The sequence below is a fragment of the Streptomyces sp. 351MFTsu5.1 genome (genome assembly GCF_000383655.1).
Lineage (GTDB): Bacteria > Actinomycetota > Actinomycetes > Streptomycetales > Streptomycetaceae > Streptomyces > Streptomyces griseorubiginosus.
In genome coordinates this window covers 491,109-511,091 of the sequence record NZ_KB911780.1, presented here as the reverse complement: position 1 = coordinate 511,091, position 19,983 = coordinate 491,109, and the positions used below count along the sequence as shown (strand labels likewise).

Here is a 19,983-nt window from a genome sequence, read left to right as displayed (position 1 = left end):
ATTCGGGGCCCCTACCGTTGATGGCTCACTCGGTCCCATCCCCCTGGGGCGATCCCCCAAGTGGGACCGACCCGACCGAAGGAGTCCCCCACAATGACCGGACGCCTCAACAGCGCCCAGCCATACGCCCTCGGCCTGTACCGCATCGTCGTCGGCCTGCTCTTCCTCTGTCATGGCGCCGCCTCGCTCTTCGGCGTGCTCGGCGGTGCCGCGGGCACCGGCGGCACCCTCGACGCCGGTACCTGGCCCGGCTGGTACGCGGCCGTGATCCAGCTCGTCGGCGGAGCCTTCGTGCTGCTCGGCCTGGGCACGCGCGTCGCCGCGTTCGTCGCGGCGGGATCCATGGCGTACGCGTACTTCAAGGTCCACCAGCCGAACGCCCTGTGGCCCATGGAGAACGGCGGTGAGGCCGCGGCGATGTTCTGCTGGGCCCTACTGCTGCTGGTCTTCACCGGCTCCGGCGCGTTCGGCCTGGACCGGCTGTTCGCCAAGCGCTCGACGGAGGAACGCAAGCCGGCCGCCGAGCCGGTGACCGTCTGAGCGGATCCCGTACGGTGCCCTCCCCGCCTCCCCTGGGGAGGGCACCGGCGCGTTCGCGAGACCCGGCCCGCTCCCCGGGACCCGGCAGCCGGGTGAACATGTCGCGCGCATCTCATGAGCCCCCCGTGAATCTCCTGTCACACTCCACGCGTACGCTGTATGGCTGTCCAGGGGGAATCACGGGGAGACGCGGTGTTGGAGAGTCTGGGGTCGCTGACCGGCAGTCCATGGATCTACGCCATGGTCGCGCTGTCGGTGCTCCTCGACGTGTTCCTGCCGGTGCTGCCGAGCGGGGTGCTGGTCATCACGGCCGCGACGGCGGCGGCCGCGGGCAGTGCGGCGACCGGGCGGGTACCGGACGTCCTCTCCCTGATCCTCTGTGCGACGACCGCGTCCGTCCTCGGCGACCTCGCGGCGTACCGCCTCGCCTTCCGGGGCGGGGAACGCCTCGACCGCGCCATCGCCCGCTCCCGTCGGCTCACCACGGCGCAGGAACGTCTCGGCGATGCGCTGGCCGCGGGGGGCGGGGCGCTGGTGGTCCTGGCCCGCTTCGCACCGGCCGGCCGCTCGGTGGTCTCCCTCCTCGCCGGCACGGCTCAGCGCCGGGCCCGCGACTTCCTCCCCTGGTCCGCCCTGGCCGGTCTCTCCTGGGCCGCGTACAGCGTCGCCCTCGGCTACTTCGGCGCGCACTGGCTGGGGGCGACCTGGCTGGCCACGGGAGTGTCGGTGGCAGCACTGTTCGGAGCGGGCGCGGGAGCGGCGTACGTGATGCGCCGCAGGCCGGTGGAGGCGGGGTAGGCGAGGGACGACGGGCGGGAGATGACGGGCGGGGGAATCACCGCGCCGGACTCCCGCGCGGGCTGAGCGCGGGGCACGCACGACTTGGTGGCGTAAGGCTCGGGGCACGTACGACTTGGTGACGTAAGACTCGGGTCACGTACGACCCGGGGCCCGCTTCACGGGACCCGCACCCCCAAGGGCAGACCGCTCCCCACAGCCCACCGAGCCAGCCTCACGCCGGCGGACTCGCCCAAGGTGGGCCCCCTTCCCGCCCAGGTCGAAGCTCGCCGCGCTCAGCTCGCCTCTCGTCGGGCGGCGCCGCGGACCTCCAGGCCGGCCAGCAGTTCCGCGGTCGCCTCGGCGATCACCTCGACGGCGCGGTCGAACACCTCCTGGTTGTGTGCGGCCGGGGCGCGGAACCCCGACACCTTGCGCACGTACTGGAGCGCGGCGGCCCGGATCTCCTCCTCCGTGGCCTCTTCGGGCAGGACGGGCGGACGAAGCGTCTTGATACTGCGGCACATACCGACAGTCTCCCTCCCGGAACGGATCGGCGCTTCCGCCCGCTCCTGAACGAATGTGATGGTCCTCAACGGCCGCCGGAGCCGGTGCCGACGGCACCCCGCACTCGCCCCTGACCGACTCGGCTCAGCCCTCCCCCGCCTCCAGATCGAACCGCCAGTCGTTCGACGTGATCCAGTGGCCCTTCGGATACTCGAACTCGGCCTGCCCCAGCAACGTGAAGCCCGCGCGGCGACAGACCCCGTTCGACGCGAGGTGCTCCACGCTCGGGAACGCGTGGAGATACCGGTGTCCGCCGGCGGCCCGGGCCTCCGCGACGAGGGCTCGGGCCGCCCGCGCGGCCAGCCCCCGCCCCTGGAACTCCGGAAGGATCCCCCACCCGGTCTCCCACACCCGCGTCCCCTGCCACTCCCGCTCCCAGAACCCGATCGACCCGACGGTCTCGCCGCCCTCCGCCAGCGTGACGCGGTACATCCGCCCCGCCGACAGCTCGACGTACCGCCGATGCCGCGAGACGAGCTTCTCCTCGCTCTCGGGCCCGCCCAGGTGCGCGGTCATCTCCGCGCTGTTGGTCCGCTCCAGCAGCCAGAAGTCCCCCTCCGCCCAGGGCACCAGCCGCACCTGCTCCGCTCGCTCCACCCGCACACCCGCCTCCGCCGCAGCCATGTCCCCCACAGTAGGGTCCGGGTCTGACAACGCCCCGGCCACGACGGCTCCCGGTCCGCTCCCCCGCCCCTGGCAGGACCGAGCGGCGCCCCCACACGTCATCGCCGTACGGCCGCCGGACCGTGCTGCTCGTGCTCGGCCGGGCCCGCCCGGTGTGCCGCCACCGCCATGACGGCGACCGCGGTCAGGGTGATGACCGCGCCGACGTAGAGCGGGGCGGTGTAGCCGAGGCCCGCCGTGATCGCGAGGCCGCCCGCCCAGGCGCCCAGGGCGTTGCCGAGGTTGGACGCCGACACGTTGGCGCCCGCGGCCAGGACCGCGCCCTGTGCGTAGTCGGTGACGCGGGTGATCATGCCGGGCACGGCGGCGAACCCGAACACGCCCATCAGGAACACCAGGAGGACCGACGCCGTGGCGCTGGCGGCCAGCAGTCCGAACAGGGTCAGGGTGACGGTGAGCCCGGCCGGCGCCAGGATCAGGGCGCGGTCACGGTCGTGGTCGGCGGCGCGTCCGCCGAGCAGGTTCCCGACGACCAGGCCGACGCCGTAGACCATGAGCAGCCAGGCGACATCCGTGGAGGAGAAGCCGCCGACCTCGGTGAAGGTGTAGGCGAGATAGCTGAACGCGCCGAACATCCCGCCGTAGCCGAGCGCGGTGGCCGCCAGGGTCAGCCACACCTGTCCGGACCGCAACGCGCGGACCTGGGCGCGGAGTCCGGCGGACGGTGCGGACCCGGCCGGTGGGTCCCCGGCCCCGCTCGGCACCCGGGCGGCGATCCCCGCGAGCGCGACCAGGCCGATCGCGGTGACCGCCCAGAACGCGGCCCGCCAGCCCCAGCGCTCCCCGACCAGCGCGCCGAACGGCACGCCCAGCACGTTCGCGACCGTCAGACCGGCGAACATGACGGCCACCGCGCGGGACGTGCGCTCCGGGGCGACGAGCGAGCGCGCGACCAGGGAGCCGATACCGAAGAACGAACCGTGGCACAGGGCGGCGACGATCCGTCCGAGCAGCATCACGCGGTAGCTCGGTGCGACCGCCGACAGCAGGTTGCCGACGACGAACAGGACGAGGAGGCCGAGCAGTACCCGCTTGCGGGGCAGGCGTGCCGTGGCGGCGGTCAGGACGATCGCACCGACCGCGACACTCAGCGCGTATCCGGAGATCAACCCTCCCGCGGCCGCTTCGGACACCCGGAAGTCCTGCGCCACCTGCGGCAGCAGCCCGGCGATCAGGAACTCGGTCAGCCCGATGCCGAATCCGCCGGCAGCCAGCGCGAGAAGCCCGGTGGGGGCCCGCCGGGACCCGGCCGCCCGCCTATGCACGACAATCCCCGAGATCCGCACTCATGGACCGACCCTCGCGCGGCGGCCGCGCACCGGTCCATGGACAAAGGCGCGGCGGCCCTTGGACGAAAGCGAAGCCACGCGATGTTCACCGCCGAACAACGGGAGCACCTCAGGGGGCGGTTGATCGCCCGCGCCGAAGCCGACGAAGCCGTCGTGGGCGCCGCCTTCACCGGCTCGTACGCCCTCGGGGAGGGCGATCGCTGGTCGGACACGGACCTGGTCCTCGCCGTCCGCGGCGAACTCGCGCCGACCCTGCGGCGGTGGACCGACTGGCTCTACGACGACCTCGGCGCCCGGCACCACTGGGACCTGCCCGTCGGGGCCGCCGTGGTCCGGGTGTTCCTCCTGACCGACTGGCTGGAGGTCGACCTGACGTTCGCGCCGGAGGAGGGGTTCGGGCCGCGCGGCCCGCAGTGGCGGACGCTCTTCGGCAGGCCGCGCGCACTGGAGCCCTTCGCGCCGCCCGACCACGACACCCTGGTGGGTCTTCTGTGGCACCACGCGCTCCACGCGCGCGCGTGCGTGGAGCGGGGGCACTGGTGGCAGGCCGAGCACTGGATCAGCGGCCTGCGGGACCAGGTGATCACCCTGGCCTGTCTGCGGCTCGGGCACGCGCACGCGTACGCGAAGGGTGCCCATCTGCTCCCGGACGGGCTCTCTGCCGAGCTGGCGGAGACCCTGGTGCGCTCGCTCACCGCCGCGGAGCTCGATCGCGCCCTGACCGCCGTGATCGGCGTCGCCGCGGCCGAACTCGCACGCTCGCGTCCCGGTCTCGCCGCCCGGCTGGCCCCGATGTTCGCGGAGCTGGTGAACACGCCACCGGGGTAATGCCGTTGAGCCGCCGCTCGTGGTGGGCGAGGCTGCCGGCATGGAGTTCTTCTGCTACCACCGTGACCGTCCCGGCTCCCTCCCCCTGCGTGAGGAGCTGACGGAAGCGCACTGGGCCTACATGGACGGCTACGAGGCCGAACTGATCGCTCGCGGGCCGACGTTCACCCCCGACGGCGAGACGCTCACCGGCAGCGTGCACATCGTCGACCTGCCCGGTCCCGCCGCCGCGCGGGCGTTCGCGTTCGAGGAGCCGAACTACCAGGCGGGCGCCTACCGGGACGTGCTGCTGCGTCGCTGGCGCAATCTGCTGGGCCGCACCATGTGGGACTTCCCGGGCGGCCGGACCGGTGACGACCGCTACCTGGTGCTCGGTCTCGGCTCGGGAGAGGCCGCCGACCTCGCCGTACCGCCCGGCAAGGACGACCTGATCGCGTACGGCCCGCTGCTGTCCGACGACGCGAGCGCCTGGCTGGGCACCGCGGCCCTGGTCCGTGCCGCGGACCCGGACCGGGCCCGGGCCGTGCTGACCCAGGAGCGGTACGCGGCCGTGGAGGTCCACGGGTGGGAGTTCGGCGGGCGACGCTGACAAGCCCGTTTCACGGGGCAAGCGCACAGGGAGCCGCCGTACGACAAGGAGCGCCATGGGTACCGCCGTCCACGTCCCGCAGACCAGGGACATGATCGGGGACGAACTCTCCGGAGACGAGGCGTTCGCCGCGCTGCGCCACTACGGCGGGCTGCGGCTGCTCACCGACTCCTTCGCACGCTTCCGGTACGCGGACGGCTTCACCAACGCGCGCGCCCTCGCCTTCCAGGTGGTGCTCGGCCTTGTGCCGTGCACGGTGGCGCTGGTGGGCCTGGCCACCTCGGTGCACACGGAGAGCGTGGGCCGGGTCATCGAGCTCACGCTCGGCCGGATCGTGCCGGGCGCCAGCGCCGACATCGTCGAGGAGGCGTTCGAGGGGACCCGGCGGACCGCGCACGGCAGTGTCTGGAGCACGCTCGCCCTGTGGCTGGGCCTCGGCTTCGCACTGCTGAACCTCGCCTCGGCCATGGGCCAGATCGAACGCGGCGCCAACCGGATCTACGGCATCGAGCGTGACCGGCCCTTCCCGCGCAAGTACGGGCGCGGGATCGTGCTCGCGCTCGCCGCCGGGCTCCCGCTGGTGCTGGGCTTCGTCGTGCTCGTGGCCGGTGAGGCGGTGGGCGACGCGGTGGCCCGGACCCTCGGCGAGGACGGCGGCGGGCCGCGCTGGTGGGGTGTGCTGGATGTGCCGGTGGGGCTGGCGCTGGCCTGGGTGGCGTCCGCGGTGATCTTCCGCTGGTCGCCGCGCCGCGTGCAGCCCGGCTACACCTGGCTGGCCTTCGGCTCGGCCGTACATCTGCTGCTGTGGGTCGCGGCCACCTGGCTGCTCGCGCTGTACGTCGAGGAGAGCGGTGCCTTCGGCGCGGTGTACGGGCCGCTCACGGCCTTCGTCGCGCTGCTGCTGTGGGCCAATCTGACCGGGGTCGCGCTCTTCCTCGGCATCGCGTTCGCCGCCCAGCTGGAGGCGGCGCGGGCCGGCATCGAGTCCCCCGTCCACCCGGACCCGGGCCCGGGCGACTGACCCCGGACGGGTCCCGTGGGGGCGGCGGCGCCCATGAGGGGCCACCCCAGCCGTCAGCCCTCCACCACACCCTGGCCTCAGCGCCTCCGCCGCACCCCAGCCCGCCGCCCGCAGCCCTCACCGCACCCGGCCGTCAGCCCCCGGCCGCCACGCCCCGACCGTCAGCCCTCCACCGCACCCCGGCCTCAGCGCCCCCGCCACACCTCAGCCTCAACCCCGCCGCCACGCCCCGGATCGCGGCCCTCACCGCATCCCCGCCGTCAGCCCCCCGCCGCCGCCGTGACCGTAGCCGGGTCCACCCCCGTCAGTTCGACGATGCGGTGCGGGGGCACACCCGCGGCCAGGGCGCGGCCGATGAGGTCGTCCCGGCCGTCCGCGAGGTCGCGGTAGGCGAGCAGTTCCTTCTCGACGTCGGCGTGCGACCCGGGTGCCGACAGATGGCGGACCCGGCTCAGTTCCTCGTCGCTCAGCGGCACGGGCAGCCGCTCCGCGCCCTCGGGCACGGCCGCGTTCTCCTCCGGGGGCAGCAGCCGCAGATGCGGCGAGGTGGGTGTGCTGCCCTGCGCGTCCAGCCACGCGCGGACCGCGGGAGTGTCCATGCAGGCCAGCTCCCCGACGTCGGCGGGGGCCACGCCGAGCGGCACGGACGGGTCGTCGAGCAGGAACAGGTAGGCGTCGTCGGTCATCCTCGGCTCTCTCTGCGCACGGGCTGAGCGCGTTCTCAACAGCGGCTGATGGACGTCCCTTTACCCCGCCTCGCCCGTATTACCGCCGCTCACCAGCCGCTCCCCCGGGGGCACACCCGTTCGCGTGAACCCCCAGAAGACACTCGCCACCCAAAATCGAACAGGCGTAGCATTGTGCCGTGGCAACGACCTATGACTTTCCGAGTGACCTCCTCGCCGGTCAGGAGGAGCTGCATCAGGTCCGGGCCGAGCTGTCGGCCCTGCTCAAGCGGCTTCCCTGGTCGGTCGCGCCCCTGGACGGCTTCAGCGACGACAGCGGCTGGCGGAAGGTGGAGCGCCCCGCCTCTCCCGGCTGGACCCCGGACGAACAGGCCGAGGTGGAGAAGCTCCGGCAGCGCGAACACGAACTCGCGGTCTTCGTCACCACCCACCGCTTCTGGACGGAGGTGCCCTCGTCCGAGCGCGTGGACGCCCGCTCCGGACTGAAGCACGCGCACGAATCCGGCGCACGGGAGAGCGACTGAACGCGGAGGGCGACCGACTGCGGGCGGAGCCCGGAGAACACGAGAAGACCCCGGCCGTGATCGGCCGGGGTCTTCTCCCGATGTGGGCGCGGACGGTTTCGAACCGCCGACATCCTGCTTGTAAGGCAGGCGCTCTACCCCTGAGCTACGCACCCGAGACGAGTCGACAGCCTACCTTGCCGCAGCCCCTGCCCTGCAAACCCTTACCCGCGGGGCCGCAAGGGTCAGGGTCGATACGGGGGAAAACCCCACCCCTTGTCCGGGAGCGGCCCGGATCCCCCTCGACCACCCCGGTCCCTAGGGTCGGAAGCAGGTCGCGGAGTGCCCGCGACCGCCCGCCCAGGGCCAGTTCAGGGGGAGATCGTCATGGTCCGTTCCGTTCCCGCACGTGCCGCCGCGGCGGCCGGTGTCGTCGCGCTCCTTGTCGCCGGCGCCACCGCCTGCGCCTCCGCCGGGGACGACAAGACCCCCGACCACAAGTCCTTCGCCCTCCAGGGCCGCACCCTCACCGTCGACTCCGACGACTCGGCGCTGGAGATCGTCGCCGCCGATTCGAACAAGTCGGGCTCGATCGAGGTGACCCGCTGGTTCCAGGGCACCGTCGCGGTCGGCAAGGACCCCGAGGTGACCTGGTCGATGAAGAACGACCGGCTGAAGCTGCGGACGAAGTGCAGCGGTGTCGTCGCCGACTGCGCGGCCAAGCACCGCATAGAGGTGCCCCGGGACATCACCGTGAAGGTCGAGAACCGGGACGGCAGCGTGCGGGCACGCGGGTTCACCCGGCCGCTGGGCATCAGCTCCGGTGACGGCTCCGTGCGCGTCACCGACTCCAGCGGGCCGCTGGACCTGCGCACCGGCGACGGCTCGATCCGCGCGGAGGTCACCTCCCGCCGGGTCACCGCCCGCAGTGGCGACGGCTCCCTCCACCTCGAACTGGGCGCCGTACCGGAGCGGGTGGAGACCCGCAGCGGCGACGGCTCCGTGACCGTCGAGCTGCCGAAGGCCACCTACCGGGTCGACACGAAGTCCGGTGACGGCGGGGTCGACGTGTCCGTGCCCCGCTCCGACTCCAGCCACCATGTCGTGTCCGCCCAGAGCGGAGACGGGAAGATCACGGTGCGAACCGCGAACTGACCGGCCCGTGTGTTCGTCCCTTACCGGTGGGAGAATGACACCGGGCACCGCCAGGACGGAACACAGCACGGGAGAGGGATGTGACGGCGACACCGAAGCAGCCGTACTTGTCGCCGTCGAGGCCGCGCGCACACCGCCAGGCGCTCAAGGACACCCTCACCCTGCTCGGGCTGCCGCTGCTCGCCGTCCTCGCCCTGCCGGCCGCCTTCGCCGGCGGTGGCACCCGGCGCTGGTTCGGCGGGCGCGCGGAGAGCCAGCGGGCCGAGGCGCAGGCCGCGAAGGACGCCGCCGCGGCGGCGTTCTACGAGCTGGACACCGCACAGCGGGATCTGCGGATCTCGATAGAGACCATCACGGCCGTCGACGACTCCCCCGCCGCCAAGCGCGCGGTCGCCGACTTCCAGGCGATCAGCACGCGCATCGACGAGGCGAGTCACCGCTACATCGAGGCCGTCGACGCCCATGACCTCGACCGGGACGACCTGGAGGCGTCGGTCGCCGCCCAGGCGCGCACCGAGCTGACCCGGGCCAAGGACGATCTCGGCAACGTCAAGAAGGAGCTGGACCGTTTCGGCGACAGCCTCGGTCCGCTGCTCGGCAAGGCCGAGACCCAGCTGGCCCGGCTCGCCCCGGCCGTGGAGCGGGCCCGGCAGGGGCTGCTGGCCGCCTCCAACGCCCTTGATGCCGTACGGGAGTCGGGGCTGAGGGCGGACGACCTCGCCGCCCGGCTCGCCGCCCTCGGACCGGAGCTGACGAAGCTGAACCAGGGCGCCGGGCAGCACGGTGTGCCGCAGACCCTGGAGCGGGCCGAGCGGGTGGCCCGGGAGGCCGGGGCGATCCGGGCGGAGGCCGAGCGGCTGCCGGAGCGGGCCGCGGAGATCGACCACCGGCTGGTCTCGCTGCGGACCCGCGCCGAGGCGCTCACCACCCGTGCGGGCCAGGTCGATCCGGTCCTGAGCGAACTGCGCCGCAGATTCACCGCCGCCTGCTGGCAGGACCTCCAGCACGTCCCGGACCAGGCCACGGAGAACGTACGGCAGGCCGAGCTGAAGCTCCGTGAGGCGCGGGCCGCGCGCGACGAACAGCGCTGGCCGGACGCGGCCTCGCTGCTCTCCACGGTGCGTGCCCTGCTCAACACCACCGACGAGGCCGTCTCCGCGGCGGGCGACCGGCTGCGCCGGCTGAACGCCGTGCAGAAGGACCCCCAGCAGGAGATCGACCGCACCCGCTTCGCCCTGCGGGACGCCCAGCGCCTGGCGATGACGGGCCGCACCACCCCCGACCCACGGCACGCCCGCCCTCTGGACGACGCGGTGGCCCGGCTCGACCGGGCGATCGGCACGCTGGAGGGCCGCCATCCCGACTACTGGCACTTTCTGACCGAGACGGAAGCGGTACGGCAGGCGGTGGCGCGGGTGGTCTCGCAGATCCGTGAGGAGCGGGGCGGCGCGCGCTGAGAGGCGCGCTCCGAGACCGTGCACTCTGCAACGTGCACTCCGAATTGGACATTTCATCCTTTTTTGCATAGATCGCCCCAATGCGGTGACATGGAACTAGACCCGCAGATCTCTCTCAAAGGAGATGGTGGTATGTCTTCCACCGAGTTCCAGCTCGACGACCTCACCGAGGTCCAGGGCATCGACGTCGAAGCGGCTCTCGACCCCGTCGAGGCCGACGGCTACTACCGCGACAGCCGCCAGTGCGCGGCGCTCGCTCTGACGTCCTCGTCGAGCAACCTCCTGCTGTCGCCTCCGACGCCACGGCCGAAGAAGGGCTGACGGGAGAATCCGCATGGAGCAGTCAGGCGCTTCGACCCGTCTCGCGGGCGCGGTGCAGGACCTCATGTCGGAACTGGTCTCCGCTCTTCGGAGCGGAGACCGCTTCCGGCTCGCAGGCAGGACCATGGACGGGGACGGCCCCGAGGCGGCCCCCGACCCGGCCCTCGCCGCCGTACGCGTGGTGGGAGCCGACGCCGTCCTGCCGAGCGTGTTGCGGCGCTGCGCACCCCCCGAGCCGGCCGATCTCACCGTGTTCGCCAAGGCCGTTCACGCCTGGCCGCCGCCTGCCGACGCCCCGCCCACCTCGCTGTGGAGCCACTGGGCGATGCGGCGGGCGCTGCTGCGGCTGGACGCGAGCCTCGACGGCGCCCCCGACGACGGGAGCGAGCCCGCAGCGGAGTGGCTCGACGAGGCACCGTGGCAGTTCCTGACCCACCAACTCGCGGTGCTCGCCCCGCTCGCGCTGCCCGGCGAGGACTGCGCGGTGGCCCGCGCGGCACGTGGCCGCCCGGTCGACGTCGCCCGGGGATTCGTCCGGGCCGTCCGCCGCCGCGACTGGCTCCAGGCGGCCGGAGCGGGACGCTGGCTGACCCTCCTCGACGGGGTGCCGGAATCCCTCGGCCTGGACACCGGGCTGGAATTCGTGGCCCAGATGGGCGGCGAGGACGCGCGCGTGGCGTTCCAGGTACGGGCCGCCCAGCTGATGCGCACCGGGGTGATGGTGTGACGGCGGCACCCGAGGTCCGCCCGGCGCGCGGCGTCCGCGACCTGGGCGAGGCCGCGCTGACATGGGTGTCCGCCCACCGTGACGGCTTCGCGCTCGACGAGGACGCGCTCGCCGAGCACGGCAACGTGAACACCACCTGGAAGCCCCTGGGCGAGCTGGCCCAGGTGTGCGTCGGCGTACGGCGACACACCGGGCGGACCGATCCGCTGCATGTGCTGGCGTCCGACCTGCTGTCGTTCGCGTGGCAACAGACCGGCCGGGGCGCCCTGTTCATGGAGCTGCAACGCCTCGAGCCCTTCGCGACCTACCCGTTGGAGGTCTACGCGGCGTTCGCGTCGGCGGGTCTGCGGCACGACCGCTACGAGAACGCCACCGCGACGGTCGCCCGCACCCGCGGCTGGCACGTCACGGAGCAGGAACCCAACCGGCGGCTGAGCGTGCTCAACTCCGAGCGCCGCAGCGGAATCGCCCCGCACGGCGACATGGCCCGGGCGTTGGAGCGCACCTGGCTCGCCGGGCTGCCGGAACCGTGGACCTTCGAACTGCCCTCCGGCTACACCCTGACCCACGTGGTCTTCCACCTCACCGACTGGGGCCTGACCCCGCGTGCCGTGCCCCCGCAGGTCGCGGACTACCTGCGGCACTGGCTCCCGCCCTGGCTCGACACCTGCCTGGAGGACGAGCAGTGGGACCTCTGCTGCGAACTCCTCGCGGTGGCGAGCAGCCTGCCCGGCCCGCCCGAGCGCGCCCTGCTCGAAGAGGCCTGGGCGGGACTCTCGCCGGCCCAGGACGACTCCGGTGCCGTCCCGGAGGTCGGCGGACGCGGCAGCCGTACGACCGCACCCGCCTTCCTCGACTGCTACCACTCGACCCTGATGACGGCGTTCGCCGCCGCACTGACCCTCGACCGGTTGCGCGGGGCCGCGGCCGGCGGACGGGGAGGGCCGGAATGAACCACACGCGTCTCGTCCACAACGTCGGCGTCGGGGCCCTGGAGTGGCTGCACGCCCACCGGGACGGTTTCCGGCTGGAGTCGGACGTCGACCCCGAGGTGGGGTTCCTCGAACGCTTCAAGCCGGTCGGCGAACTCGCCCTCATCTGCGCGGTGTTGTTCCGCGAGGGCGTGGCCGGGTCCCGACAGGTCATGCTGGCACGGCAGTTGATCGACCACGCCTGGTGCCACACCCTGGACGGCGGCCGGATGCTGGTGCGCGGCCAACGCGTCGAGCCCCTCTCCCCGATCCCCTTCGAGGTGTATCTGCCGTTCAGGGAACTGGGGTACAGCTGCCCCGAGGCCGAGCGGGCCTTCCGGCTCAACCAACGCCTGGACGGCTTCGCCGCGTTGGAGATGTCACCGGTCCGCCGCCTCGGCCTGTCCGCGTTCCAGCGCCGCTTCGGCGTACCGCCCCGGCCCCCGGAGGCCGAGCTCGTCGGCGCGACCTGGCTGGGGCGCTCGCCCGAACCCTGGACGGTGGAGGGGCACATCGCCTACGACATCAGCCACACCGTCTTCCATCTCACCGACTGGGGCGAGCGCCCCGAGGGCCTGCCGGCCGGGATCGCCGGCTATCTCGCGCTCTGGCTGCCGGTCTGGCTGGACGACTGGCTCGATCTGCGCCGCTGGGACCTGCTCGGTGAACTGCTCGTCGTCGACGCATGTCTGCCCGACCCCACCTTCGACGTACGGGCCTGGGAAGGCTTCGCCGCCGCCCAGCAGCCCGACGGAGCGATGCCCGCCGTGCGCGGGATGCCCGAGGGCGACCCCGACGAGGTGTTCGACATCGTGTACCACCCGACGCTGGTCGCCGCCTTCGCCTCCGTGCTGGCCACCTCCCGCGCCCTGACACGCCTCGCACGGACCCCGTCGTGACGGCCCACGCACACCCGGGGCGCCCCGCACCCTGGCCAAACGAGCCGGACGAGCTGGACGGGCCGGACAACCTGCTCGACCTCACAGGCGTACTCCCGCCTTTCAACCCCCACCCCCCTCCGCACGACGACGAGGAACTGCTGCGGCGCCTCGACGCGGCCGTCGCCGCCGTGGACGCGCCCGACGTGGTCCTCGCCCTCTCCCGGCACGGTCACCGCACCCTGCGCACCGGCGGCACCGCGCCGCCCCCGCCCGTCCCACGCCACCGGCTGCGCTACGAACTGGGCTCGGCCTCCAAGACGTTCACCGGACTGCTCCTGGCCCACCTGACCGGGACGGGCGCACTGTCCGCGGGACTGCCGGCCGCCGTACTGCTGGACCCGGCCCGGCGCGCCGACGGGGATCCCGTCACGCTCGCCCATCTGATCACCCACACCGCCGGACTGCCCGCCCTGCCCGCCGACTTCTTCGTCCGGGCGCTGCCGGCCTGGCACACGAACCCCTACGCCCGCTATCCGGCCGAGCGCGTGGTCGACGCCTTCCTGCGCCACCGGCCGCGCCACCGGCCCGGCACCCGCTGGCACTACTCCAACTTCGGCGTCGCCGTCCTCGGCCACGCCCTCGCAGCGGCGACCGGCACCCCGTGGGACGCCCTGCTCACCGGAGAGGTGCTGCGCCCCCTGGGGCTCGGCGGCATCGCCCTCGGGCCCGGCGGACCGGGCACCGACGCCACCGGGCACCGCAAGGACGGCACAACGCCCGTTCCCCCACTGGACGTCGGCGGCTTCCAAGCGGCCGGCGCCGTCCGGGCCGATCCGCACGACCTGCTCACGTTCCTCGAAGCCCACCTGGATCCGTCTGACCGCCCGCTCGGCGACGCGCTGCGCGCGGTACGCCGTCCGGTGCTCCGGCGCGGGATCGGGCGCCGGCACGTGCACACCGTCGCCTGGTTCCAGCACCCCACCGAGCACGGCCCGATGTACTTCCACGGCGGGGCGACCCTCAGCCAACAGGCCTTCCTGGGCTTCCGGCCCGCCACCGGAACGGCCCTGGCCGCCCTGTGCACCCGCCGCTTCCGCGCCCGCGACACCTTCGTACCGACGGCCTACGCACTGCTGGCCGAGCTGTAGCGCGGCGGTGGCAGCACGGCGGGGGCGGCCGGACCCCGGCCACCCCCGTCACTGCCACCGCGAAACCGCAACCTCAGTCCGTCCTCACACCGGCTGCCACAGCTCGGGGGCCAGCGCCGGCTGCCAGGCGGTCTGCGCCTGGTGCGACTGGAGGCACTCGTAGGAGACGCCGTCGAGGGTCACCCGCGCCCCGACCTCGTACACCCGGCCCGCGGCCCAGCCGCCCGCCTGGCCGTTGTCCTCGGGAGCCGGCGTCCCGCTCTCCGCCGTGCTGGTCCTGAGCGTGAGGCCGTACGTGCTGAGCAGCGGGTTGATCGGCTGGTAGAAGGTGGTCCCGCCGCGCGTGCAGTCGCCGGAGCCGCCGGACGTGACGCCCTGGGCCTGGACGCCCGAGATGAAGGAACCACCGGAGTCGCCCGGCTCCGCGCACACGGTCGTCCGGGTCACGCCGTCGACGGTGCCCTCGGCGTAGGTGACGCTCGTGTCGTGCTGCTGGATCGTGCCGCAGTGCCAGCCCGTGGTGGAGCCGGACCGGCACACCGCGGCACCCGTCAGCGCCTGCACCGAGCCGGCGGTCTGGACGTCCTGGTCGCCCTCGCCCTTGACGGCGGGTGTCGCGGTCCAGTCGGAGTTGACGCCCACCCAGGCCATGTCGTTGCCGGGGAAGACGGAGGCCTGGAAGGTGCCCTGCGCGACCTGGTTGTACCCGGTGGTCGTCGCGCCCGCCTGTCCGCAGTGGCCGGCCGTGGCGAACCCTTGCTGGTCGCCCTTGGTCACCCCGAATCCCACGGAACAGCGGGCCGTGCCGTCGATGTAGAAGGGGTCGCCGCCCCGGATGTCGTACAGCGCGCGGGGCTGGTCGGCCGACACCTGGACGTCCACGAGCGCGCTGTCGACCCCGGCCGCCGCGACGAGCGTGTCCGCGGCGGCGCGGCTCGTCGCCTGCACCGTGACCCGGTTGGTGCGGACGTCGATGTACCGGACCGGCGTGTCGAGAGCCTTGCCGGTCGCGGCGGCGTCCAGCTTCTTCCGTACCGCCTTCAGCTCCTCCAGCGGCGTCCCGACCACCACGGCCCGCGCGCCGGCGGCCTCGATGGCCGGGGTGTCCGCGATGTCGGTGGTCGCGACCGCCAGGTCGGCGGAGGTGAGGCCGCTGAGCCACGCGCCGGCGAAGCGCTCGCCGAGCGCGTTCTGGAGCCGGCCGGCGCGCGAGCCCGCCTCGGCCTCGTTGACCAGACGCGTCCTGGCCTGCGCCTCGGTCAGGTTCAGATCACGCTCCATCGCCCGCAGGACCGCGGGCGACGGCTCGCCGGCGCCGGGTGCCCCGGCGGCGGGTACCGGCGGTGGCGCGGGGGGCTCGGCGGCCGCGGCCGCGGGCAGTCCGGCCAGCACGAGCGCGCCCAGCAATGTCAGTGCGACACCGCCGGCCGCAACGTGTCTGTGGGCCATGGGAGGTCTCCTCGGATCGGGGGGCGAAAACATCTCGAATCCCTAGGCCTTGCCGAAAACGCGTCAGGGGATGTCCGCTCGCCCCGTCCGTTCCGCGCATCGGAGGACAGGAGGGGGCCGCCCGGCGCAGCACCGGATGCCGACGGACCGGCACCCCGGGTACGCCGGAGAGGTCGGGGCAGGACCTGGGTCGCCGGGGGCGGGCCGGTTAACCTGTGCTCATGCCTCGCTACGAATACCGCTGCCGGACCTGCGGCGACACCTTCGAACTCAGCCGCCCCATGGCCGAGTCCTCGGCCCCCGCCGACTGCCCGGCCGGCCACGACGACACCGTGAAGCTGCTGTCGACGGTGGCGGTGGGCGGCTCGGCCACCGCGTCGGCCCCGGCCCCTCAGGCGGGCGGCGGCGGAGGGTGCTGCGGCGGCGGCTGCTGCGGCTGACGGTCACGCGGCAGCCTTTTCAGGTTGGCTTCAGGTCCGCGTCCCTAACGTGGGCCCATGTCAGCCATCGAGTGGGTCAACGGCCTCATGGACACCCTGGGCGCGCCCGGCGCCGGGGTGGCCATCGCCCTGGAGAACCTCTTCCCGCCCATCCCGAGCGAGGCGATCCTGCCGCTCGCGGGCTTCGCGGCGAGCACCGGCAGGCTGAGCCTGCTCGCCGTGCTGCTGTGGACGACGGCGGGCTCGGTGATCGGCGCCCTCGCGCTCTACGGCGTCGGCGCGCTCCTCGGCCGGGACCGCACGGTGGCGCTCGCGGCCCGGCTGCCGCTCGTCAGGGCGAGTGACGTCGAGCGCACCGAGGCCTGGTTCCTGCGGCACGGCACCAAGGCGGTGTTCTTCGGCCGCATGATCCCCGTCTTCCGCAGCCTGGTCTCGGTCCCGGCCGGTGTCGAACGCATGCCGCTGCCGGTGTTCCTGACGCTGACCACGCTGGGCAGCGCCCTGTGGAACACGGCGTTCGTCCTCGCGGGCCACGCCCTGGGCGCCAACTGGACCCAGGTCACCGACGTGGTGTCCGCGTACTCGAAGGTCGTCCTGGTGGCCGCCGCCGTCGCGGTCGCGGCCTTCGTGGCCGTACGGCTGCGGCGGCGGCCGGCGTCCGCTACGGACGGGACGCCTTCAGGAACTCCCGAAGGATCCGCTCCCCCGCCAGCACGCCCCTCTCGGGCAGCGCGCTGATCGCGGGGGCCGTCCAGCCCTCGTCCGCCAGCTCCCCGTGCCCCGGCCGCCAGCCCCGGTCGGCGGCCAGCAGCAGGTCGGCGTCGAGCAGCGAGTCACCCGCGGCCAGCGTCCAGGAGGCCCCGGTGCGCCGGGCCACCTCGCGCACGGCCGCGCTCTTGGTGAGCGGCTTCGGGACGGCGTAGATCTTGCGGCCCTGGAGGGAGACCGTCCAGCCGCGCTCCTCGGCCCACACCGCGAGCTCCTTCACCCAGTCCTCGGGCAGCAGTTCGCGCTCCACGACGAGGTAGGCGAAGAGGTCCTCGGCGATCCGGTGCTTGCGCAGCCACACCGGGTCGGCCGTCTCGTGGAGGTGGGCGCTGATCTCGTCCAGGGGCGCGCACTCGTCGGCCAGGCGGGCGCTGACCCGGGCGTGCCAGTCGAGGTCCGTGACGCCGTCGACGAGCAGGTGGCCGCCGTTGGCGCAGATCGCGTAGGCCGGCGGGGGGCCGGGGAGGTTGATGCGCTGGTACTGCTTGCGGGTGCGGGTCGTCGTCGGCACGAACACCGCCTTGTCGCCGAGCTCGGAGAGCAGCCCGGCCGCCGTCTCCGTCATGTACGACAGGGGTCTGCTCTCGTGGACCTCGACACAGAGCAGCCGGGGGGCCCGCGCGTCCGGCATGGTCAGCGCGAGGGCGGCGGCGGAGTAGATGAGGGTACGGTCGAGGTCGCTGGCGACGAGTACGGGAGTCTGAGCGGGCATCAGAGGTTCACCGCCCTGCCGTCGGCGCCGGTCGCGCCCCGCGTGTACTTGGGGTGGATCAACCCCACGCAGGTGTACGGGAGTTCGGCGACCTCTTCCACGGGGACACCTCTCTGCCCGGCCAGCAGGCGGACATGGTCCAGGTCGGCGCCCGCACCGGCGCGCGCCAGGATCTTCCAGGGCACCCGGCGCAGCAGCACCCGGGTGGTCTCGCCGACGCCCGGCTTGACGAGGTTGACGTCGTGGATGCCGTACTCCTCACTGATGCGTTCGACGGCCGCCCAGCCCTCCCAGGTCGGTTCGCGGTCGCCGGCCAGCAGTTCCTTCACAGTGGCGTCAACGGCGTCCACCACCTCGGGGAAACGGGCGGCGACGGCGTCCAGGAAGTCCACCGACACGTCGGCGTCCGCGAGTTCGCGGTAGAACTTCGCGCCGTGGAAGTCGTCCGGGCCGACCAGGTCCGCGCGCAGGACGGTCCGTGAGATCAGGCCTGACACCGTGGAGTTGAGGCAGGCGGAGGGGATGAGGAAGTCCTCGCGGGTGCCGTACGTCCGCACGCAGGAGCCGGGGTCGGCGAGGACCGCGATCTCCGGGTCGAAGCCGGCGGCCCCGCCCTCGGCCTCGAACTCCTTGATCGCGTCGGCCAGTTCGCGGGTGATCGCGCCCTTGCCGGTCCAACCGTCCACGAACACGACGTCGGCCGGGTCGTGGTGGGCGGCCAGCCAGCGCAGGGCGTTGGCGTCGATACCGCGGCCGCGGACGATCGAGACGGCGTAGTGCGGCAGCTCGAGGCCGTGGCGGAAGCGGGCCCAGCGGCGCATCAGGACACCGACAGGGGTACCGGCGCGGGCCAGCGAGACGAGGACGGGCCGCGGTGAGCGCTCCTGGAGCACGATCTCCGTGACGGCGCCGACGGCCTGCGCGAGCCTCGCGGAGGATTCCTTCAGGGCGGTGTGGAACAGCTCCTGGTACTGCTCGCTCGGCTGGTACTCCACCGGCAGCGACTCCGCGTAGTGCGCGCCGCCGCTCTGGATGGCCTCCTCGCGCTCCTCGGTCGGCGCCTCCAGGGTGACGTCCGAGAGGTCCTGGAGCAGCCAGCCGACCTCTTCGGGGGCGTACGAGGAGAAGGCTGGGCCGCGGAGGGGCTCGGGCAGCATGGAGGGCCTTTCGGGGGTGTGACTGGGGACGACAGCGAGGACCACGTGCGGGGCGTGCGCGGCCAGCTGCGCCAACAGGCCGTCGGGGGCGTGCAGTTCGGGGGTGTCGGCGGTGTCGTCGACCACCGCGATCACCACGTCGAAGCCGGCTCCGGCGACGTTGTACGCGTAGCGGTCGCCGGGGCCGTCCGCGGGGTTGTCGTGGGCCGGGAAGGTGAGGCGGGTGCGGATCGCGTATCCGGGGTCGTCGACGGCGAGGACGGGGCTGCGGGTGGTGGTGGAGTAGGTGACCTCTGTGTCCTGAGCGGCCTGTTCGAGTTCTCGGGCGAGTCTCAGGGGGGCGTACATCAGCTCTTCGAAGCCGAGGATGTGGACGCGGCGGGCGTCTGCCGGGAGTGCCTGGGCGAGCCTTGCCGTCATCGCGGGGAGTTCGGATTCGAGGCGTATTCGGTGCGCCGGAGTGAAGCCGTGGCGGCCGCCGTCCGGGAGGTCTCGGGGCCACATCAGGTCCACACGGTTGATTGCCGGGTGCGGGTGCGTCGGGGCTGGTCGCGCAGTTCCCCGCGCCCCTGGGTGACTCTCGTACTCGGCGACCAGTTGTTGCCCCTTCTCCAGCACCCCGTCCGGCAGGCGTACGGTGCCCGACGCCGCCGCCACCAGGTCGACCCGCGCGCCTATCTCCACTGCAAAAGCGTCAAGCCGCCCCGCGTCCTCCCCCGACCGCATGTCCACCAGGGCGACCACCACGTACCGGTTCCTGGGATACCTGGCGTGAAGATCCCTGATCGTGTTCAGGACCGTGTTGCCCGTGGAGAACTCGTCGTCGACCAGGACCAGGGGGCCCTCGCCGGCCAGCAGGGCCGGGTCCTCCGGGAGCAACAGATGCGAGGTGGCGTGGGAGTGGGACTCCTCGAAGCCGCCCGCGGGGGTCACTCCGGGGACCGGGCGGCGGGTGGAGTGCAGGTAGGGGGCGAGGGCGAGGCCGTCGGCGACCGAGTGGCCGAGCCCCGTCGCCGTTTCCGCGTAACCGAGGACGACCGCCCGGGCCGCCTCCTCGTCGCCCAGCAGCTCGCGGACCCTGCGGCCCAGGGCGACGCCCTCGCCGTAGACCACCGAGGGCGACTGCGGGACGTGCTTGCCGAGCACGTGGGAGACCAGGAGATGGGCCCGCTTGGGGTTGCGCCGCAGGGCGAGCCCCAGCAGGTCTCTCAGTCGGCCGTCGCCCACGAGTTCGACGCCGAGCCGGTCGGCGACCCAGGTCCCCGACCAGACCTCGCCCGATGTCCGGTCGTTCACTGCCTTGTTCATACGTC

At 73.2% G+C, this 19,983-nt stretch carries 22 protein-coding genes and 1 tRNA gene; 15 read left to right on the top strand and 8 right to left on the bottom strand.

Annotated elements, in window-relative coordinates; translation table 11 throughout:
- The first annotated feature begins 93 nt into the window (after window positions 1-93).
- Together H295_RS0116760 and H295_RS0116755 are read left to right on the top strand one after the other, a co-directional pair.
- Entirely contained in the window at window positions 94-540 is a 447-nt protein-coding gene (locus H295_RS0116760; protein WP_020136486.1) for a DoxX family protein, read from the top strand.
- Window positions 541-780: 240 nt separating this feature from the next.
- On the top strand, window positions 781-1,338 hold the full coding sequence (locus tag H295_RS0116755) for a DedA family protein (RefSeq protein ID WP_020136485.1): 558 nt from the start codon (window positions 781-783) through the stop codon (window positions 1,336-1,338).
- A 275-nt stretch (window positions 1,339-1,613) separates the two neighbouring features.
- Here the strand turns inward: H295_RS0116755 and H295_RS0116750 are convergent, their stop codons facing one another.
- The 3 genes from H295_RS0116750 to H295_RS0116740 all read right to left on the bottom strand — a co-directional run bounded on the left by H295_RS0116750 (window position 1,614) and on the right by H295_RS0116740 (window position 3,833).
- Window positions 1,614-1,844, bottom strand: coding sequence for a DUF2277 domain-containing protein (locus H295_RS0116750; protein ID WP_020136484.1), 231 nt, complete (start codon window positions 1,842-1,844; stop codon window positions 1,614-1,616).
- 124 nt (window positions 1,845-1,968) lie between these two features.
- Window positions 1,969-2,508 carry a GNAT family N-acetyltransferase gene (locus H295_RS0116745; protein ID WP_051135564.1) on the bottom strand — a complete coding sequence of 180 codons (540 nt, stop codon included), beginning with the start codon at window positions 2,506-2,508 and terminating at the stop codon, window positions 1,969-1,971.
- 98 nt (window positions 2,509-2,606) lie between these two features.
- On the bottom strand, window positions 2,607-3,833 hold the full coding sequence (locus H295_RS0116740) for an MFS transporter (protein ID WP_020136482.1): 1,227 nt from the start codon (window positions 3,831-3,833) through the stop codon (window positions 2,607-2,609).
- Window positions 3,834-3,938: 105 nt separating this feature from the next.
- Here H295_RS0116740 and H295_RS0116735 point away from each other — a divergent pair, with 105 nt between their 5' ends.
- From H295_RS0116735 to H295_RS0116725, 3 genes are read left to right on the top strand one after another with little or no spacing between them, the layout of a single operon-like run.
- Complete coding sequence (locus H295_RS0116735; RefSeq protein WP_020136481.1) at window positions 3,939-4,685, top strand: hypothetical protein; 747 nt, start codon at window positions 3,939-3,941, stop codon at window positions 4,683-4,685.
- A gap of 40 nt (window positions 4,686-4,725) precedes the next feature.
- The gene (locus tag H295_RS0116730; RefSeq protein WP_028809434.1) at window positions 4,726-5,274 is read left to right on the top strand and encodes a YciI family protein; all 549 of its coding nucleotides are present in this window, start codon (window positions 4,726-4,728) and stop codon (window positions 5,272-5,274) included.
- A gap of 55 nt (window positions 5,275-5,329) precedes the next feature.
- Window positions 5,330-6,295, top strand: coding sequence for a YihY/virulence factor BrkB family protein (locus H295_RS0116725; RefSeq protein ID WP_020136479.1), 966 nt, complete (start codon window positions 5,330-5,332; stop codon window positions 6,293-6,295).
- A 260-nt stretch (window positions 6,296-6,555) separates the two neighbouring features.
- On the opposite strand, the gene H295_RS0116720 is transcribed toward H295_RS0116725, so the two are convergent.
- Window positions 6,556-6,981, bottom strand: a complete 426-nt coding sequence (locus H295_RS0116720) for a DUF6003 family protein (protein WP_020136478.1) — start codon at window positions 6,979-6,981, stop codon at window positions 6,556-6,558.
- 179 nt (window positions 6,982-7,160) lie between these two features.
- On the opposite strand from H295_RS0116720, the gene H295_RS0116715 reads away from it, so the two are divergent.
- Window positions 7,161-7,505: a hypothetical protein gene (locus H295_RS0116715; RefSeq protein ID WP_020136477.1), complete on the top strand. Its 345-nt coding sequence runs from the start codon at window positions 7,161-7,163 to the stop codon at window positions 7,503-7,505.
- Window positions 7,506-7,588: 83 nt separating this feature from the next.
- Here H295_RS0116715 and H295_RS0116710 read toward each other — a convergent pair.
- Window positions 7,589-7,660: transfer RNA gene (locus H295_RS0116710), tRNA-Val, on the bottom strand.
- Between the two features lie 211 nt (window positions 7,661-7,871).
- On the opposite strand from H295_RS0116710, the gene H295_RS0116705 reads away from it, so the two are divergent.
- From H295_RS0116705 to H295_RS0116675, 7 genes are all read left to right on the top strand, one after another.
- A complete protein-coding gene (locus H295_RS0116705) occupies window positions 7,872-8,639 on the top strand; it encodes a DUF4097 family beta strand repeat-containing protein (RefSeq protein ID WP_020136476.1) in 768 nt (255 codons plus the stop codon).
- A gap of 80 nt (window positions 8,640-8,719) precedes the next feature.
- Complete coding sequence (locus tag H295_RS0116700) at window positions 8,720-10,096, top strand: hypothetical protein (protein WP_020136475.1); 1,377 nt, start codon at window positions 8,720-8,722, stop codon at window positions 10,094-10,096.
- Between the two features lie 132 nt (window positions 10,097-10,228).
- Entirely contained in the window at window positions 10,229-10,417 is a 189-nt protein-coding gene (locus tag H295_RS0116695) for a hypothetical protein (protein WP_020136474.1), read from the top strand.
- Window positions 10,418-10,430: 13 nt separating this feature from the next.
- Window positions 10,431-11,144, top strand: a complete 714-nt coding sequence (locus H295_RS0116690; RefSeq protein ID WP_020136473.1) for a hypothetical protein — start codon at window positions 10,431-10,433, stop codon at window positions 11,142-11,144.
- The gene (locus tag H295_RS0116685) at window positions 11,141-12,097 is read left to right on the top strand and encodes a DUF6895 family protein (protein ID WP_020136472.1); all 957 of its coding nucleotides are present in this window, start codon (window positions 11,141-11,143) and stop codon (window positions 12,095-12,097) included. The genes H295_RS0116690 and H295_RS0116685 overlap by 4 nt, the downstream gene beginning before the upstream one ends.
- Window positions 12,094-13,014, top strand: coding sequence for a DUF6895 family protein (locus H295_RS0116680; RefSeq protein WP_020136471.1), 921 nt, complete (start codon window positions 12,094-12,096; stop codon window positions 13,012-13,014). The genes H295_RS0116685 and H295_RS0116680 overlap by 4 nt, the downstream gene beginning before the upstream one ends.
- On the top strand, window positions 13,011-14,144 hold the full coding sequence (locus H295_RS0116675) for a serine hydrolase (RefSeq protein ID WP_020136470.1): 1,134 nt from the start codon (window positions 13,011-13,013) through the stop codon (window positions 14,142-14,144). Before H295_RS0116680 ends, H295_RS0116675 begins: the two co-directional genes overlap by 4 nt.
- Window positions 14,145-14,228: 84 nt before the next feature.
- On the opposite strand, the gene H295_RS0116670 is transcribed toward H295_RS0116675, so the two are convergent.
- Window positions 14,229-15,593, bottom strand: a complete 1,365-nt coding sequence (locus H295_RS0116670; RefSeq protein WP_020136469.1) for an alpha-lytic protease prodomain-containing protein — start codon at window positions 15,591-15,593, stop codon at window positions 14,229-14,231.
- A gap of 221 nt (window positions 15,594-15,814) precedes the next feature.
- On the opposite strand from H295_RS0116670, the gene H295_RS0116665 reads away from it, so the two are divergent.
- Together H295_RS0116665 and H295_RS0116660 are read left to right on the top strand one after the other, a co-directional pair.
- Window positions 15,815-16,033: an FmdB family zinc ribbon protein gene (locus H295_RS0116665; protein ID WP_028809433.1), complete on the top strand. Its 219-nt coding sequence runs from the start codon at window positions 15,815-15,817 to the stop codon at window positions 16,031-16,033.
- A gap of 57 nt (window positions 16,034-16,090) precedes the next feature.
- Window positions 16,091-16,771: a DedA family protein gene (locus H295_RS0116660; RefSeq protein ID WP_020136467.1), complete on the top strand. Its 681-nt coding sequence runs from the start codon at window positions 16,091-16,093 to the stop codon at window positions 16,769-16,771.
- Here the strand turns inward: H295_RS0116660 and H295_RS0116655 are convergent.
- Window positions 16,695-17,513 carry a hypothetical protein gene (locus H295_RS0116655; protein WP_020136466.1) on the bottom strand — a complete coding sequence of 273 codons (819 nt, stop codon included), beginning with the start codon at window positions 17,511-17,513 and terminating at the stop codon, window positions 16,695-16,697. The two genes, H295_RS0116660 and H295_RS0116655, sit on opposite strands and share 77 nt — an antisense overlap.
- The gene (locus H295_RS0116650; protein ID WP_020136465.1) at window positions 17,513-19,978 is read right to left on the bottom strand and encodes a phosphoribosyltransferase; all 2,466 of its coding nucleotides are present in this window, start codon (window positions 19,976-19,978) and stop codon (window positions 17,513-17,515) included. The genes H295_RS0116655 and H295_RS0116650 overlap by 1 nt, the downstream gene beginning before the upstream one ends.
- Between the last annotated feature and the right edge of the window lie 5 nt (window positions 19,979-19,983).